This is a genomic window from Neisseria sp. HMSC055H02 (assembly GCF_001813335.1).
GTDB lineage: Bacteria > Pseudomonadota > Gammaproteobacteria > Burkholderiales > Neisseriaceae > Neisseria > Neisseria sicca_C.
This window is the reverse complement of the sequence record NZ_KV812085.1, coordinates 10,154-25,503: the sequence shown is the minus strand read 5'-3', so window position 1 is coordinate 25,503 and position 15,350 is coordinate 10,154. Positions and strand designations below refer to the sequence as shown.

Genomic DNA, 15,350 nt, shown 5'->3' with positions numbered 1-15,350 from the left:
CGTACTGGTTTAAATTTAATCCACTATAACTTTATAATATGTGTCTGTCGGGCAAGGGTCGTCTGAAAACCTGAGATTTGGGTTTTCAGACGACCTTTTGATATTGAAATCGAAGTGCGTGAATGTCGCGACACCCTGTTTCAAGAAAACATCAATCCTGTCCGGGCATTGTCAGTTCGCTTAAGCCGGGGAGGTCGGCGAAGCTGCGTTCGCGGACAATTTGGCAGAAGTTGTCGAGATAGCTTTTGTCTGCGTCTTCGGTGCGCGTGGCGGCGTAGAGTTCGCTTTGCAGACCGTTGGCGGTGATTTGGCGGTGGACGACGTAGCCTTTTTCGAGATAGGGCATGACGGTCCAGTAGGGCAGGGCGGCGATGCCCCGTTTGCTGGCGACGAGTTGGATGATGGCGATGGTCAGTTCGCTGCGGCGGCGCGGTGGGTTGATGCCTTTGGGTAACAATATTTTTTTGGGCAGGTCGAGCATTTCATCGGGAACGGGATAGGTGATGAGGGTTTCGCCGATGAAGTCTTCTGCCTCCCAAACGGTTTTGGCGGCAAGCGGGTGGTCTTGGGCGCAGATGCCGACCATTTCGTAGGCAAACAGGGGGCGGAAGCTGATGCCGTTTTGTTTTTCGGCTTCGGATACGATGGCGAGATCGGCGCGGTGTTGCAGCAGGAGTCCGACGGGGTCTGCCTGAAAGCCGGAAACGATGTCCAATTCGACTTGCGGCCACATGGGGCGAAATTCGCCCATTGCGGGCATGAGCCAGTCGAAACAGGTGTGGCATTCGACTGCCAGCCGCAATTCGCCTGCTTCGCCTTCGATGATGCGGGCGAGGTCGCGCTCGGCGGCGGAAACTTGCGGGAGGAGTTCGCGTGCGAGCCGCAACAGGCGTTCGCCGGCGGGCGTGAAGCGCAAGGGCGTGGATTTGCGCTCGAACAGGGGCGTGTCGTAATAGTTTTCAAGCGCGCGGATTTGGTGCGAAAGGGCGGATTGGGTCAGGAAGACACGCTTGGCGGCAAGGGATACGCTGCCGGTTTCTTCGAGTGCCAGCAGGGTTTTAAGATGGCGAAGTTCGATGATGGAATCCATTGGTTTTCACGCTTTCAGACGACCTCTTGAAACGGGCAATATTAAAATATTTCATGCTGGGGTGTAAATGCGGGCGCGTGTTGAACGGCGCGGGGATTGGGATGCGTCAGGGTTTGCGGTTAGAATGTGGATCCGATTTTGTATGAATATAGTGAATTGACTTGAAACGGAGATGGCGTTGTTTCGTCTTGTCCTGTGAAATTCAATCCGCTATGTGTTGAAAGGAATGATATGGCGAAACGCAATGATATTTTGGCGTGGTGCGACGAGGTGTTGCAGGTCGGCATGTTCAAAGACTATGCGCCCAACGGTTTGCAGGTCGAGGGCAGGGCGGAAGTCGGCAAAATAGCGACATCGGTAACGGCAAGCAAAGCGGCGGTTGATTTCGCTGCGGAGCAGGGCGCGGATATGCTTTTGGTGCACCACGGGATGTTTTGGAAAAGCGAACCGGTAACGATTACGGGCTGGAAAAAAGTGCGCATCGAAACATTATTGCAACACCAAATCAATATGGCAGGCTACCACCTGCCGCTGGATGCACACCCTGTGTTGGGCAACAACGCGCAGCTTGCCGATAAGTTGGGTTGGGAAGTCGAAAGGCGGTTCGGCGAACAGAATCTGTTGAATATAGGTCGTCTGAAAACGCCGCAGACTTTGGCTGAATGGTTGCAACACATTGCTGCAGCGTTGGGGCGGCAGCCCGTAGCCGTCGGCGATATGTCTCGCGAAATCAAACGCATCGCATGGTGTACCGGCGGTGCGCAGGGATTTTTTCAGACGACCATAGACGAAGGCGTCGATGCCTATCTGACCGGAGAAATCTCGGAGGCGCAGTTTCACCTTGCCAATGAAACAGGCGTTGCGTTTGTCAGCGCGGGACACCATGCGACGGAGCGTTACGGCATCCGCGCCCTGGGCGAAGCCGTGGCACAGCATTTTGAGTTGGAAGTCTGTCATTTCGACGAAGATAATCCCGCTTAAGCCTTGATAATCGTCATGAAAATTTACCTTAATTTAAATAATGCTTTGAGTATCACGGTAAACTAGGTAGAATTACATCGTTTAATGGCTCGGTATTCCCAAAATTTTAGGACGACTGAATAATGGATAATCAAGAAATCAATAGCGGTCGCCGCCGCTTTCTGACGCTGGCTACGTGCGGCGCGGGCGGTGTGGCGGCTTTGGGCGTAGCTACGCCTTTCGTGGCAAGCTTTTTCCCGTCGGAAAAAGCCAAGGCCGCAGGTGCTCCCGTCGAAATCGATGTCAGCAAAATCGAATCCGGACAAATGTTGACTGCCGAATGGCAAGGTAAACCGATTTGGGTGGTTAACCGTACCGATCAGCAGCTCAAAGACCTGAAAAGTTTGAACGGTGCGGTTGTCGACCCTAATTCTGATGTGGATCATCAGCCCGAAAACTGTAAAAACGAGACCCGTTCGATTAAGCCGAACATCCTTGTAGCCATCGGTATCTGTACCCACTTGGGCTGTTCGCCGACCTACCGTCCAGACGTTGCCCCTGCGGATTTGGGGGCGGACTGGAAAGGCGGTTTCTTCTGCCCTTGCCACGGTTCGAAATTCGACATGGCAGGCCGCGTATATAAAGGTGTTCCTGCACCGACCAACCTGGTTGTTCCGCCCTACAAATATCTGAGCGATACGACAGTCTTGGTAGGCGAAGACTAAAAATAAGGAACGATAATTATGGCAAACCAAACCAATAGCAAAGCAAAAGCATTGTTAGACTGGACGGACGCTCGTTTCCCCCTGTCTAAAATGTGGAATGAGCATTTGGCTCAATACTACGCGCCGAAGAACTTCAACTTCTGGTACTACTTCGGCTCTTTGGCTCTGCTCGTCCTCGTGATTCAAATCGTCAGCGGTATCTTCCTGACCATGAACTATAAACCGGACGGCAACCTGAACGCCTATCACCTGCCTGCTGCCTTTACCGCAGTAGAGTACATCATGCGCGACGTGTCCGGCGGCTGGATTATCCGCTATATGCACTCCACAGGCGCATCTTTCTTCTTCATTGTCGTATACCTGCACATGTTCCGCGGCCTGATTTACGGCTCGTACAAAAAACCGCGCGAATTGGTGTGGATTTTCGGTTCCCTGATTTTCTTGGCATTGATGGCCGAAGCCTTTATGGGCTACCTGTTGCCTTGGGGTCAAATGTCCTTCTGGGGCGCGCAGGTGATTATTAACCTGTTCTCCGCCATCCCTGTTATCGGTCCTGATTTATCCACTTGGATTCGCGGCGACTTCAACGTTTCCGACGTTACCCTGAACCGCTTCTTCGCACTGCACGTTATTGCCGTACCACTGGTGTTGCTCGGTTTGGTCGTGGCACACATCATCGCCTTGCACGAAGTGGGTTCGAACAACCCTGACGGCGTGGAAATCAAAAAACTCAAAGATGAAAACGGCGTTCCGCTCGACGGCATTCCTTTCCATCCGTACTACACCGTCAAAGACATCTTGGGCGTTGTCGTATTCCTGATTGTTTTCTGCTCCGTATTGTTCTTCGCCCCCGAAGGAGGCGGCTACTTCCTTGAAGCCCCGAACTTTGACGCGGCAAACGCGCTGAAAACACCGCCGCACATTGCACCGGTATGGTACTTTACCCCGTTCTACGCCATTTTGCGTGCGATTCCTTCATTCCTCGGTACTCAGGTTTGGGGTGTAATCGGTATGGGCGCGGCAGTTGTCCTGATTGCCCTGTTGCCTTGGTTGGATAAGGGTGAAGTGAAATCCGTCCGCTATCGCGGTCCGATTTTCAAAACGGCGTTGGTTCTGTTCATCATTGCCTTTATCGGTTTGGGGATTTTGGGTGCAATGGTGGCAACCGATACCCGTACTTTGGTTGCGCGCATCCTGTCCTTCGTCTATTTTGCATTCTTCCTGGGTATGCCGTTCTATACCAAACTGGATACAGACAAACCAGTTCCGGAACGCGTAACCATGAGCACCACTAAACAAAAAATCATGTTCTTTGTTTATGTCGGTATTACCGCAATAGGTGCTTACCTGTTTGCAACCAATATCTGATGAGGGCAGCGAAAATGAAATATACCCTGAAAAACTGGTTTGCTGCCTTGTTACTGGCAGTGCCTATGAGTGCCGCCGTAGCCAGCGGTGGCGGACATTACGAAAAAGTCGAGATTGACCTGCGAGACCAAGTCAGCTTGCAGCACGGTGCTCAAATTTTCACCAACTACTGCTTATCCTGCCACTCGGCAAGCGGTATGCGTTTCAACCGTTTGAAGGACATCGGTTTGACTGATGAAGAAATCAAGAAAAACCTGATGTTTACAACAGACAACGTCGGTGATGTCATGTTGGCGGCGATGAATCCTAAAGATGCTGCCAAATGGTTTGGTGCGGCTCCTCCGGATCTGACGCTGATTGCCCGTTCTAAAGGCGCGGATTATCTGTATGCCTATATGCGCGGCTTCTATAAAGACCCGACCCGTCCAAGCGGCTGGAACAACGTCGTATTCGACAAAGTCGGCATGCCTCATCCCTTGTGGGAGCAACAAGGCGTTCAAGCGGTTGAGCTGGATGCCAAAGGTCAGCCGGTCATGGTGAAAGACGAACATGGCGAATTGAAACCCAAGCTCTATTGGGAATCTACCGGCGCGCACAGCCGTCGTTTGCCAAACGGCAAAGTCGTCCAAACAGAGTACGATGCTTATGTACGCGATTTGGTGAACTATTTGGTTTACATGGGCGAGCCGGCGCAGCTCCAGCGCAAACGTACAGGCTATATCGTATTGATGTTCTTGCTTGCAGTAATGCTGCCTCTGGCATACTTCCTGAAAAAAGAATATTGGAAAGACGTGCATTAAGGCTGGTAATAAAAAAAGGCAAACTCAATCGGGTTTGCCTTTTTTTATGATTAAAGAATTAATAGTTTGGACTTCGAACATTTAGGATAATTTCAGACGACCTTTCGACCTTTACAGTGTGGCAGTGATGATGAGTAGGCAGGAAATGGTGGCTGATCATGTTTTTAATGTTTGTTTAAACTGACCGGAATACCTAAGTTAAGTATTCAAGCAATCATCTGTACGGTTCGTCTGATTTGGCTTTGGCGCACACATTGCAGTCGGGATTTTGAGTGAAGAGGAATTCTTGCCATTTGCCGCTCAGTGCGTTGTAAGTTTTCAGTTTGCCGTGTGCCGGTTCTCCTGCGCCGGTGAGGATTTTAAGGGCTTCTGCGGTTTGGGTCGCACCGATGATGCCGACCAGAGGGGAAAATACGCCGAACAGGGCGCAGGCGCCGTCGTCGGCGGTATCTCCGTCAAACAGGCAGGCGTAGCAAGGGCTGTCAGGCAAATCGGGGCGGTACACGGCGATTTGTCCTTCAAAACGCACGGCAGCACCGGAAACCAGCGGGGTACGGGTGGCGACGGCGGCGCGGTTGATGGCTTGGCGGGTGGAATAGTTGTCGGTGCAGTCGAGGACAATGTCGGCGGCGCGCATGAGTTCGGTCAGGCGTGTTTCGTCCAGCTTTTCGGTCAGGGCGGTAATGTCGCACGCGCTGTTGACGGCTTTCAGACGACCTGCCATTACTTGCGCTTTGGCTTGTCCGATGTCGGCTTCGGTGAAGGTGGTTTGGCGTTGGAGGTTGGTATCGTCTATGGCGTCGTGGTCGGCGATGATGAGTTTGCCAACGCCTGATGCGGCAAGGTACGGCAGTGCTGCCGCGCCCAGCCCGCCGCAGCCGACGACGAGGACGCGGGCGGCAAGGATTTTTTCCTGTCCTTCGATACCGATTTCGTCGAGAAGGATGTGGCGGCTGTAACGGAGCAGTTGGTGGTCGTTCATGATGAGGTCGTCTGAAAGGGGTTGTATCGGGGAATTTTATAGCAAATGGGATTTGGAAAGATACAGTAGATTTGTGCGGAAACGGAGATTCCTATTAATGGGATTCTATGCCGGCAAACTTTGTTTTCATCAAGAATGGTTATTATTCGAATAAATATTGTCTCTTTTTGTAGTAAATGTTATCGTTAGCACGATTTTTGGTTTGTATCAGAATTTTATTAAGGTGTTGCCTGATTTATTTTCAGACGACCTTGATTGCCATAACAGCAATTTTGTCCTTTGCCATATCCTGAAGCGATGAGGTATTTAGGATGAGATTGTTTTAAAAGACGCCGAAATTCAAAGTGTCCTCTCATGCTGTAAGAGGGCGAAGATGCATTACATTGCCGAACATGGCTGTTGCCGTGTTTTAAATATTTCACATTTTTTCCTTATGTCCGTCAAACCTTTATCTTTAAATTTAATCAACTGCTTTGTGCTGGCGGTGCTGTTTCTCGTCAGCCTGTCGGTGGGCGTCGGCGATTTCCGCTGGGCGGATGTGTTTCGCTGGACTTTGTCTGACAGCACGGAATTGATGCTGGTCAGCCGCCTGCCGCGCACGTTTGCGATTGTGCTGACGGGGGCATCGATGGCGGTGGCGGGGATGATTATGCAGATTTTGATGCGCAACCGTTTTGTCGAGCCGTCTATGGTGGGCGCAAGTCAGAGCGCGGCGTTGGGTGTGTTGGTGATGACGCTGATGTTTCCGGCTGCCGGGCTGACGGCGAAAATGTCGGTGGCGGCTGCGGCGGCGTTGGCGGGGATGCTGGTGTTTATGATGCTGATACGCCGTTTGCCGCCGACGGCGCAGTTGATGGTGCCGCTGGTGGGGATTATTTTCGGCGGCGTTATCGAGGCGGTGGCGACGTTTATCGCGTATGAGTTTGAGATGATGCAGATGTTGAGCGTGTGGCAGCAGGGCGATTTTTCGGGCGTGCTGTTGGGGCGTTACGAATTGTTGTGGCTGACGGGCGGCTTGGCGTTGACGGCGTATTTGATTGCCGACCAGCTGACGATTTTGGGCTTGGGCGAGACGGTGAGCGTGAATCTGGGTCTGAACCGGACGGCGGTGTTGTGGGTCGGCTTGGTGATTGTCGCGCTGATTACGTCGCTGGTGTTGGTCACGGTCGGCAATATTCCGTTTATCGGGCTGGTCGTGCCGAACATCATCAGCCGCCTGATGGGCGACAAGCTGCGCCAAAGCCTGCCTGCGGTGGCTTTGCTCGGCGCGTCGTTGGTGCTTTTGTGCGATATTTTGGGACGCGTGATTGTGTTCCCGTTTGAGATTCCGGTCTCAACCGTGTTCGGTGTGTTGGGTACGGTGTTGTTCTTGTGGATTTTGTTGAGGAAGCCTGCCCATGTCGTCTGAAAACAAGCGTAGCGCGCTTCGCTCGAACAAGGTTGCGTTTATGCAGGGTTCTTCCCGTCCGCTGTGGGCGGCGTTTGTCTTGCTGCTCGCTTGTTGCACCTTGTTCCTGACTTTGAACATCCAAGGCGATTGGGATTTTGTGTTGCAGCTGCGGCTGACCAAGCTGGCGGCTTTGCTGCTGGTGGCGTATGCGGTCGGGGTTTCGACCCAGCTTTTCCAAACGTTGACGAACAACCCGATCCTTACACCTTCGATTTTGGGCTTCGACTCGCTGTATGTGTTTTTGCAAACGCTTTTGCTGTTTGCCTTGGGCGGGGTGGGCTATACGTCGCTGCCGCTGACGGGCAAGTTCGGCTTTGAGCTGGTGATGATGATGGGCGGCTCGCTGCTTTTGTTTTACACGCTCATCCGGCAGGGCGGACGCGATTTGTCGCGCATGATTTTGATCGGCGTGATTTTCGGGATTTTGTTCCGCAGCCTCTCTTCGCTGCTGACGCGCATGATTGATCCGGAGGAATTTACGGCGGCGCAGGCGAATATGTTTGCGAACTTCAATACGGTCCACAGCGAGCTTTTGGGCGTGGGCGCACTGATTCTGCTGGCGAGCGCGGTGGTGGTTTGGCGCGAGCGGCACCGTCTGGACGTCCACCTTTTGGGACGCGACCAAACGATTAATTTGGGCATAAACTACACGCGCAATACTTTGTGGCTGTTGCTTTGGATTGCCGCGCTCGTGGCGACGGCGACGGCGGTGGTCGGGCCGGTCAGCTTCTTCGGTCTTCTGGCTGCCGCGCTTGCCAACCATTTTGCCCCGAGCGTGCGCCATAGCGTGCGGCTGCCGATGACGGTGTGCGTCGGCGGCATCCTGCTGGTTGGTGGGCAAACCGTGTTCGAACACCTACTCGGCATGAAGGCGGTGTTGAGCGTAGTGGTTGAATTTGCCGGTGGGCTGGTGTTTTTATATTTGGTGTTGAAGCGCAAGCGATAGGTCGTCTGAAAATTTTTTGAGCCTGAATTCAGGCGGTAAGTCATCATTTAATTCATCATTTCTAGACTGTATTTTGATTTTGTATACCCTTTAAATTTAATAGGGGGTGTGAAACTAAATATCGAGTTTATACTCATAGTAAACATCACTTTGATTACTATCAGGTATGAGTTATGAGTAAAGTGTTGAAATACCGTCCTGATTTGGACGGGATACGGGCATTGGCCGTTTTATCCGTCATCGTATTTCATATCGATCCCCAATGGCTGCCGGGTGGTTTTTTGGGCGTGGATATGTTTTTCGTGTTGTCGGGCTATTTGATTACGACCATTATCAGCCGCGAGATTCGCGACGGCAGCTTTTCGTTTCTCGAGTTTTACAAACGCCGCGCCAAACGTATCTTGCCTGTCTTTGCCTGTGTATTGCTTTGTACGACGGTCGTTGCCGCCATTTTCTTTTTGTCTTTCGATTTGCGCCAATACGTCAAATCTGCCGTCTATGCCTTGCTGTTTGCCGCCAACCTGTTCTTTGCCCGCCGAGGCGGCTATTTTGATGCAGATGCGACAGAAAAGCCGTTGCAGCACATTTGGTCGCTGTCGTTGGAGGAGCAGTTTTACTTTATTTTCCCCGCGTTGCTGATTCTGTTTTTCCGTATCAGCAAACGGCGCAATGTGCGGACGTTTATCCTTTTGTTGATTGCCATCAGCCTGTTTTCCGCGCTGTTGCCGACCTTGGGCATGGAAGCGTATTTCCTGCCGCACGTACGTGCTTATGAGCTGTTGGTCGGTTCGCTGTTTGCCTTTATTCCGCCCGCCGAACAAAACGACAAAGCCAGTACGCCGCTGTTCGGATGGCTGATGATGGCGGTCATCGCCGCCACGCTGGTGCTGCCTTACGGCGTCCTGCCCGGTGCGGGAAACATCGAACGGCTGCTTTGCTGTACGGCGGTTGGCGGTTTGATTTACTCGGGCAAATCATTGCAGATGCAGGAAGGTTTCAATACGTCCAAATTGTTGAGCCTCAAGCCGGTGGTGTTTATCGGGTTGATTTCGTATTCGCTGTATTTGTGGCACTGGGTGGTGTTGGCGATGATGCGTTACATTTATATGGACGCGCAGCTTCCGCTCGCCGCATCGGCGCTGGCTGTCATCATCATGCTGCTGTTGTCGGTGTTGTCTTATTATTTTGTGGAAACACCGGCGCGGAAGGTAAAGAATTTTACGACGGCGAAATTCAAATGGAGCATGGCGGCTTATTTTGCGCTGCTGATTCCTGCGGCTGCCTACCTGATGACCGCCAAACCCGCCGCGTTTGAAACCACTCTGTACAAGGCTGATGAAAGCAAAATTTGCGCAGATACGCTGACCAAAACCGACTGCGCCGTCGGTATGGCAAATAAAAAGCCTGAAGTTTTGGTCATCGGCGACTCACATGCCGCCCATTTAAGCCCGTTTCTCGACATTGTCGGCAAAAAAGAAGGCTGGTCGGCGGACGTCATTACGTCCAACAGCTGCGCCACCGCGTTCGGATTTACCCTGCCCGATAGCGACCGTCGAGCCGACCGCTGCAATCCGTATAACAGGTTTATCGAACAAAAAACCAAAGACTATCCTGTCATCATCATTTCGCAACGCTGGTTCCTCCATACTGCCAAACCGGAATTTTTGGAACGGTTCAACAACATGTTGGAGGATTTGGTGAAGGCGGGCAAGCAAGTGTACGTTTTGGCGGATACGCCTATGGACGGACAGCTGCCGTTGCGGCGTTATTACCTGAGACAAAATCTCGGCATCGACATCCATTATGTTTCAGAGGATAAAAAAGAAGAGGTCCGCGATTCCGCCAAGTCGGAAGACGAAGTCGAAAAAATCGTGAAGCAGCACCACGGCGTGCAGTGGGTGGACTTTATGCAGTACATCCCCGCGGACAAACTCATAGACGGGCTGCCGGTGTACTTCGATACCAACCACCTCAACCCGTTCGGTTCAAGTAAAATTGCCGAAATGTTTATCAACGATAAACGCACCCTGTTGAAATAAGCACAAAGGTCGTCTGAAAACAGATTCAGACGACCTCTTTAAAGTAAAAGGATACCGTATGACTCAAGAACATTTCCCCGAATTTTTCGAGCAAGCCCCGACGCTGACCGTCCAAGACGCGCTCGCCGAATTTCTCGGCGCGGCAGAGGAGGGCATCATGCAGTATCGCTACGCCGATGCCGTCCGCCTGTGCGGACACTCCTGTCCCACCGTCGCAGGCGCGTATCTCATGACGCTTAAAGGCTTGAAAGCACTTTACGGCAGCGACCTGCCGCAGCGCGGCGGAATCGAAGCCGCCATGCAGGGCGCGCGCGACGAAGGCACGGTCGGCGTTACCGCATCCGTCGTCCAACTCTTAACCGGCGCCGCTCCCGAAACCGGCTTCGGCGGTATCGGTCCGCAAGGACGCTTCGCCCGCCGCAACCTGTTGAGTTTCGATGCCGACATCGAAGGCACGCTGACCCTGCGCCGCAAAGACAACGGCAAAACCGTCGCCGTCAGCCTCAACGCCGCCATGCAGCCCTTCGCCCCCGAAATGCGCGACATCATGCCCAAAGCCGTCAGCGGCACCGCCACCGCAGAAGAACTCAAACGCTTCGGCGAACTCTGGCAGGCGCGTGTCAAAGCCTTCTTGATTGATTTGGCAGACAATCCCCAATTCGTCATCGTTCACGAAATCTGAAGCCCATCCTTTTCAGACGACCTCTCATGTTCGGAGGTCGTCTGAAAACAAATCCACACATCACACCCATCATGATTACCATCCGCAACGTCAGCTTCCACATCGGCGGCAACCCCATCCTCAACAACGTCAGCCTAGACATCCCCGAAGGCGGCATCACCGCGCTCATCGGTCCCAACGGCGCCGGCAAATCCACGCTCCTCTCCTTCATGGCACGCCTCCGCCCGCTGGAACAGGGCATCATCAACTACGCCGGCAAAGATGTTTCGACCACGCCCACCGCCGAGCTGGCAAAAACGCTCTCCATCCTGACCCAAGAAAACAGCGTCATGAGCCGCATCACCGTGCGCGACCTGCTCATATTCGGGCGTTATCCCTACCACCAAGGCAGGCCGACCCCCGAAGACCTCGCCATCGTCGAAAACGCACTTTCCGAGTTCAAACTGGACAGCTTCGCCAACCGCTACCTGACCGAACTCTCCGGCGGACAACGCCAACGCGCCATGATTGCCATGGTCTTCTGCCAAAGCACCGATTACGTCCTCTTGGACGAACCGCTCAACAACCTCGATATGTACCACGCCCGCGCCCTCATGCAGCTGCTCCAACGACTGACCCGCGAACACAAGCGCACCACCGTCGTCGTCCTGCACGACATCAACCAAGCCGCCGCCTACGCCGACCACGTCGTCGCCATGAAAAACGGACAAGTCGCCATGACTGGCGCGCCGAACGACATCTTTACCGCTGAAAATATTAAAGATTTGTTTGATATGGATGTCGACGTATTGGACTATCAGGGCAAGAAGCTGGTTATCCATCACGTTTGAGATGCGGATGTGGAAAAGGTCGTCTGAAAAGTTTTCAGACGACCTTCCATCATCAACCCCAACGTACCCCGTTTTCAGACGACATCAAGCTGCGGCTGAATGTAAGGGGTTGTTGGATGGGGAATAAGTACGGATGAGTCTGAAAAAGCTTTAGAACACATCGGCAAGAATGAATATTTGTTATTGAAAAACCTACCGGCGGGCTTCAATCAGGAAAAACATGAAGAAGCAAGGGTATGGATGTATCGTTGGCAGCGTCGGAACTTTTGGAAATGGTGTGAGGGATTATATGAACAACTGGAAGCAGTTTATATTTTTTGTCATATTGGCCATAGCTTGTTATCAATTTCTATATTTTTTATCTGATATGTTCCTTCTCGGCTATATCAATAAATACAGTTGGAATTTGAATTTTATTCAGGGGACTTTGAATTTTCTTTCAATATTTCTTCCCTATGTTTTTGTTAGACGAATTTTCAGGAAAACCAATCAAGAAAAGGAAGATGCAAATAATTGAAGTTCGACTTCATGAATTATAGTGGATTAACTTTAAATCAGGACAAGGCGACGAAGCCGCAGACAGTACAGATAGTACGGAACCGATTCACTTGGTGCTTCAGCACCTTAGAGAATCGTTCTCTTTGAGCTAAGGCGAGGCAGCGCTGTCCTGGTTTAAAGTTAATCCACTGTAAAGCCGGTTTCATATTGAACCGGGAGACTGATGGCTAACCGAAATAATAAGATTCCTGCCTTCATTCCCGCGCGGGCGGGAATCCATAGGAAATTTTACGAAATAAGCGTTTAAAAACCGTTGCCGGATTCAAAAGCAAATTTCCAGGGCGGGAAGGGCGGCAGGAGGAGCAGTATCTTTTAATCCTCGATGTCCGTTTCTCTCCGCCCCAAAACCATCGCGTCCCCGTAGCTGAAAAACCGGTATTCATGTTCGACCGCATGGCGGTATACCGAACGGATGTGTTCCATGCCTGAAAACGCGCTGACGAGCATCAGGAGCGTGGATTTGGGCAGGTGGAAATTGGTAATCAGGCGGTCGATGACGCGGAAGCGGTAGCCCGGCGTGATGAAGATATCGGTGTCGCCCTGTCCCGCTTTCAGACGACCTGTCTCGCGCGCGGCGGATTCGAGGGCACGCATGGAAGTGGTGCCGACTGCCCAAACTTTGTTTCCGCGCGCATGGGCGGCTTCGATGGCGGCGACGGTTTCGGGCGGTACGTCAAACCATTCGCTGTGCATTTTGTGTTCTTCGATTTTGTCCACGCGCACGGGTTGGAACGTTCCCGCGCCGACGTGCAGGGTGACTTCCGCCGTTTCCACGCCTTTGGCTTTCAGACGACCTAAAAGCTCGTCTGTAAAATGCAAACCTGCCGTCGGCGCCGCGACCGCGCCCTGATGTTTGGCATAGACGGTTTGATAGCGCGTATCGTCATCTGCGCCGGCAGCGCGTTCGATATAGGGCGGCAGCGGCACATGACCGTTTTGCTCCAGCAGCTCGTAAACGGTTTGTTCGCCTTCAAAGCGCAGGCAGAACAGTTCGTCCGCACGCTCCACCATGACGGCACAAATATCGCCTTCGAAAATCAGCTTCGTGCCGGGTTTGGGCGATTTGGACGAGCGGATGTGCGCCAGCGCGGTGTGGTTGTCCAAAACGCGCTCTATTAAGGCCTCGATTTTTCCGCCGCTCTCTTTTTGCCCGAACAGCCGCGCTTTCATGACTTTGGTGTTGTTGAACACCAAAACGTCGCCCGCCTCAATATAATCAGGCAAATCGCCGAATACGCGGTCTTGCAGCGGCATATCGGGCAGCGCGACCAAAAGGCGGCTGCTGCCGCGCACTTCGGGTGGGTGCTGGGCAATTAATCGGTCGGGCAGGGTGAAATCGAAATCGGAAATGTCCATAATCTTAATTTTGATGCTTACAAATGTTGTCAGGCGGTCATTATACGCATTTCCCCGCGGGCTTGGCGTTTCATGCGAAAGGTCGTCTGAAACGCCAAGCCCGCAATATTTTGCGTCCGAACAAGGCAATACGGTATCATTCGTTCTGTTTCAAACGCCACCGCATCAGAGAGAACAACATGAATATCCCCGCCATTTCCGCCGCAATCGAAGCAGTAAAAATCCCCGGCACCGAACGCACGCTCGGCAGCGAAAAAGCCGTCAAACTGTTGGCAGAACGTTCCGACGGCCTCCATATCGGACTGAAATTCGGATTCCCCGTCGGGCATATCGCCGCCGAAATCGCCAACAGCCTGCAAGAAGCCGTCATCGGCATCACGCGCGATGCGCATATCCACCTCAGCATTGACACTGAAATCACAACACACAAAGTACAGCCCGGCGTTGCCACCATCAAAGGCGTCAAAAATATCATTGCCGTTGCATCCGGTAAAGGCGGTGTCGGCAAATCCACCACCACCGCCAATCTCGCCACCGCTATGGCACGCATGGGCGCGCGCGTGGGCGTGCTGGATGCCGACCTCTACGGCCCCAGCCAACCGACCATGTTGGGTGTGCAAGACCGCAAACCCGACCAACAAAACAAAAAACTGATTCCCGTCGAAGCCGACAGCGGCATCCAAGTGATGTCCATCGGCTTTCTGGTCGATACCGATCAAGCCGTCGTTTGGCGCGGCCCGATGGTCAGCCAAGCCTTGCAGCAGTTGATGTTCCAAAGCGAGTGGGACGAAGTGGACTACCTCTTCATCGACCTGCCGCCGGGTACAGGCGACATCCAGCTCACCCTGTCGCAGAAAATCCCCGTAACCGGTTCGGTCGTCGTTACCACGCCGCAAGACATTGCCCTGATTGACGCGCGCAAAGCAGTCGATATGTTCCACAAAGTCAATATTCCGATTTTCGGCGTACTGGAAAACATGTCGGTACATATCTGCTCTAACTGCGGCCACGCTGAAGCTATTTTCGGCTCGGAAGGCGGCAAAAACCTGGCAGGTCGTCTGAATGTCCCACTGCTCGGACAGCTTCCGTTAAGCCTGCCCGTACGCGAAGCAATGGATGGCGGCGCGGCGAAACAATTGTTTGACGAACATCCCGCCATTGCCAAAATCTATACCGACGCGGCCTTCCAAATCGCACTGACGATTGCAGACAAAGGCAAAGATTTCAGCAGCCGTTTCCCAAAAATTGTAGTGGAATAACGGGTAGAGGTTGTCTGAAAACCTTTCGAACGGTTTCAGACGACCTTGTGGTGCTGAAGATTATGCTAAAGCGAATAATCGGAAAATCAAATATTTAAAGATTTAATCTTGTTGTTTTGAGAAAGTTGCTTGACACGAAAAGTTCCGCCTTCTATAATTCTCAGCTTATCGGGTCGTTAGCTCAGTCGGTAGAGCAGCGGACTTTTAATCCGTTGGTCGAGCGTTCGAATCGCTCACGACCCACCAATTTTCCTAAGCCTAAACAATTGTTTAGGCTTTTTTCTTTGCCGCCGCCTATCTCGGGG

The 15,350-nt window shown here is 52.5% G+C and carries 15 protein-coding genes, 1 tRNA gene and 1 pseudogene; 13 read left to right on the top strand and 4 right to left on the bottom strand.

Annotated elements, in window-relative coordinates:
- Window positions 1-151: 151 nt before the first annotated feature.
- Window positions 152-1,090: a LysR family transcriptional regulator gene (locus tag HMPREF2907_RS04150; protein WP_016686599.1), complete on the bottom strand. Its 939-nt coding sequence runs from the start codon at window positions 1,088-1,090 to the stop codon at window positions 152-154.
- Between the two features lie 231 nt (window positions 1,091-1,321).
- Here HMPREF2907_RS04150 and HMPREF2907_RS04145 point away from each other — a divergent pair, with 231 nt between their 5' ends.
- The 4 genes from HMPREF2907_RS04145 (at window position 1,322) to HMPREF2907_RS04130 (ending at window position 4,943) form a co-directional block, all read left to right on the top strand.
- A complete protein-coding gene (locus tag HMPREF2907_RS04145) occupies window positions 1,322-2,071 on the top strand; it encodes a Nif3-like dinuclear metal center hexameric protein (RefSeq protein WP_009310941.1) in 750 nt (249 codons plus the stop codon).
- A 122-nt stretch (window positions 2,072-2,193) separates the two neighbouring features.
- Window positions 2,194-2,775 (top strand): ubiquinol-cytochrome c reductase iron-sulfur subunit, encoded by a 582-nt coding sequence (gene petA, locus HMPREF2907_RS04140; RefSeq protein ID WP_019270983.1) that lies wholly within the window; start codon window positions 2,194-2,196, stop codon window positions 2,773-2,775.
- 18 nt (window positions 2,776-2,793) lie between these two features.
- Complete coding sequence (locus HMPREF2907_RS04135) at window positions 2,794-4,143, top strand: cytochrome b (protein ID WP_070680352.1); 1,350 nt, start codon at window positions 2,794-2,796, stop codon at window positions 4,141-4,143.
- Between the two features lie 14 nt (window positions 4,144-4,157).
- Window positions 4,158-4,943 carry a cytochrome c1 gene (locus HMPREF2907_RS04130; RefSeq protein ID WP_204827941.1) on the top strand — a complete coding sequence of 262 codons (786 nt, stop codon included), beginning with the start codon at window positions 4,158-4,160 and terminating at the stop codon, window positions 4,941-4,943.
- Between the two features lie 214 nt (window positions 4,944-5,157).
- Here HMPREF2907_RS04130 and HMPREF2907_RS04125 read toward each other — a convergent pair whose 3' ends face one another.
- On the bottom strand, window positions 5,158-5,925 hold the full coding sequence (locus HMPREF2907_RS04125) for a HesA/MoeB/ThiF family protein (RefSeq protein WP_070680347.1): 768 nt from the start codon (window positions 5,923-5,925) through the stop codon (window positions 5,158-5,160).
- A gap of 218 nt (window positions 5,926-6,143) precedes the next feature.
- Window positions 6,144-6,347 (bottom strand): hypothetical protein, encoded by a 204-nt coding sequence (locus HMPREF2907_RS12475; RefSeq protein ID WP_141743153.1) that lies wholly within the window; start codon window positions 6,345-6,347, stop codon window positions 6,144-6,146.
- 11 nt (window positions 6,348-6,358) lie between these two features.
- Between HMPREF2907_RS12475 and HMPREF2907_RS04120 the strand changes: the two genes are divergently transcribed.
- The 7 genes and pseudogenes from HMPREF2907_RS04120 to HMPREF2907_RS13155 form a co-directional block, all read left to right on the top strand.
- Window positions 6,359-7,333, top strand: a complete 975-nt coding sequence (locus HMPREF2907_RS04120; RefSeq protein ID WP_049226851.1) for an ABC transporter permease — start codon at window positions 6,359-6,361, stop codon at window positions 7,331-7,333.
- Complete coding sequence (locus HMPREF2907_RS04115; protein WP_080613429.1) at window positions 7,323-8,321, top strand: iron chelate uptake ABC transporter family permease subunit; 999 nt, start codon at window positions 7,323-7,325, stop codon at window positions 8,319-8,321. Before HMPREF2907_RS04120 ends, HMPREF2907_RS04115 begins: the two co-directional genes overlap by 11 nt.
- 173 nt (window positions 8,322-8,494) lie before the next feature.
- Window positions 8,495-10,360: an acyltransferase family protein gene (locus HMPREF2907_RS04110; RefSeq protein WP_070680344.1), complete on the top strand. Its 1,866-nt coding sequence runs from the start codon at window positions 8,495-8,497 to the stop codon at window positions 10,358-10,360.
- Between the two features lie 58 nt (window positions 10,361-10,418).
- Window positions 10,419-11,042 (top strand): FmdE family protein, encoded by a 624-nt coding sequence (locus tag HMPREF2907_RS04105; protein WP_070680341.1) that lies wholly within the window; start codon window positions 10,419-10,421, stop codon window positions 11,040-11,042.
- 71 nt (window positions 11,043-11,113) lie between these two features.
- Window positions 11,114-11,872, top strand: a complete 759-nt coding sequence (locus HMPREF2907_RS04100; RefSeq protein WP_070680386.1) for an iron ABC transporter ATP-binding protein — start codon at window positions 11,114-11,116, stop codon at window positions 11,870-11,872.
- Window positions 11,873-12,161: 289 nt separating this feature from the next.
- Window positions 12,162-12,389 (top strand): hypothetical protein, encoded by a 228-nt coding sequence (locus HMPREF2907_RS04095; RefSeq protein ID WP_045073609.1) that lies wholly within the window; start codon window positions 12,162-12,164, stop codon window positions 12,387-12,389.
- A gap of 17 nt (window positions 12,390-12,406) precedes the next feature.
- Window positions 12,407-12,469, top strand: a pseudogene (locus HMPREF2907_RS13155) (transposase); the annotation flags it as partial.
- 273 nt (window positions 12,470-12,742) lie between these two features.
- On the opposite strand, the gene queA reads toward HMPREF2907_RS13155, so the two are convergent.
- A complete protein-coding gene (queA, locus tag HMPREF2907_RS04090) occupies window positions 12,743-13,786 on the bottom strand; it encodes a tRNA preQ1(34) S-adenosylmethionine ribosyltransferase-isomerase QueA (protein WP_070680338.1) in 1,044 nt (347 codons plus the stop codon).
- A gap of 179 nt (window positions 13,787-13,965) precedes the next feature.
- Here queA and apbC point away from each other — a divergent pair, with 179 nt between their 5' ends.
- Together apbC and HMPREF2907_RS04080 are read left to right on the top strand one after the other, a co-directional pair.
- Entirely contained in the window at window positions 13,966-15,045 is a 1,080-nt protein-coding gene (apbC, locus tag HMPREF2907_RS04085) for an iron-sulfur cluster carrier protein ApbC (protein WP_070680383.1), read from the top strand.
- A 170-nt stretch (window positions 15,046-15,215) separates the two neighbouring features.
- Window positions 15,216-15,291 (top strand) — tRNA-Lys (locus tag HMPREF2907_RS04080).
- Window positions 15,292-15,350: the final 59 nt, after the last annotated feature.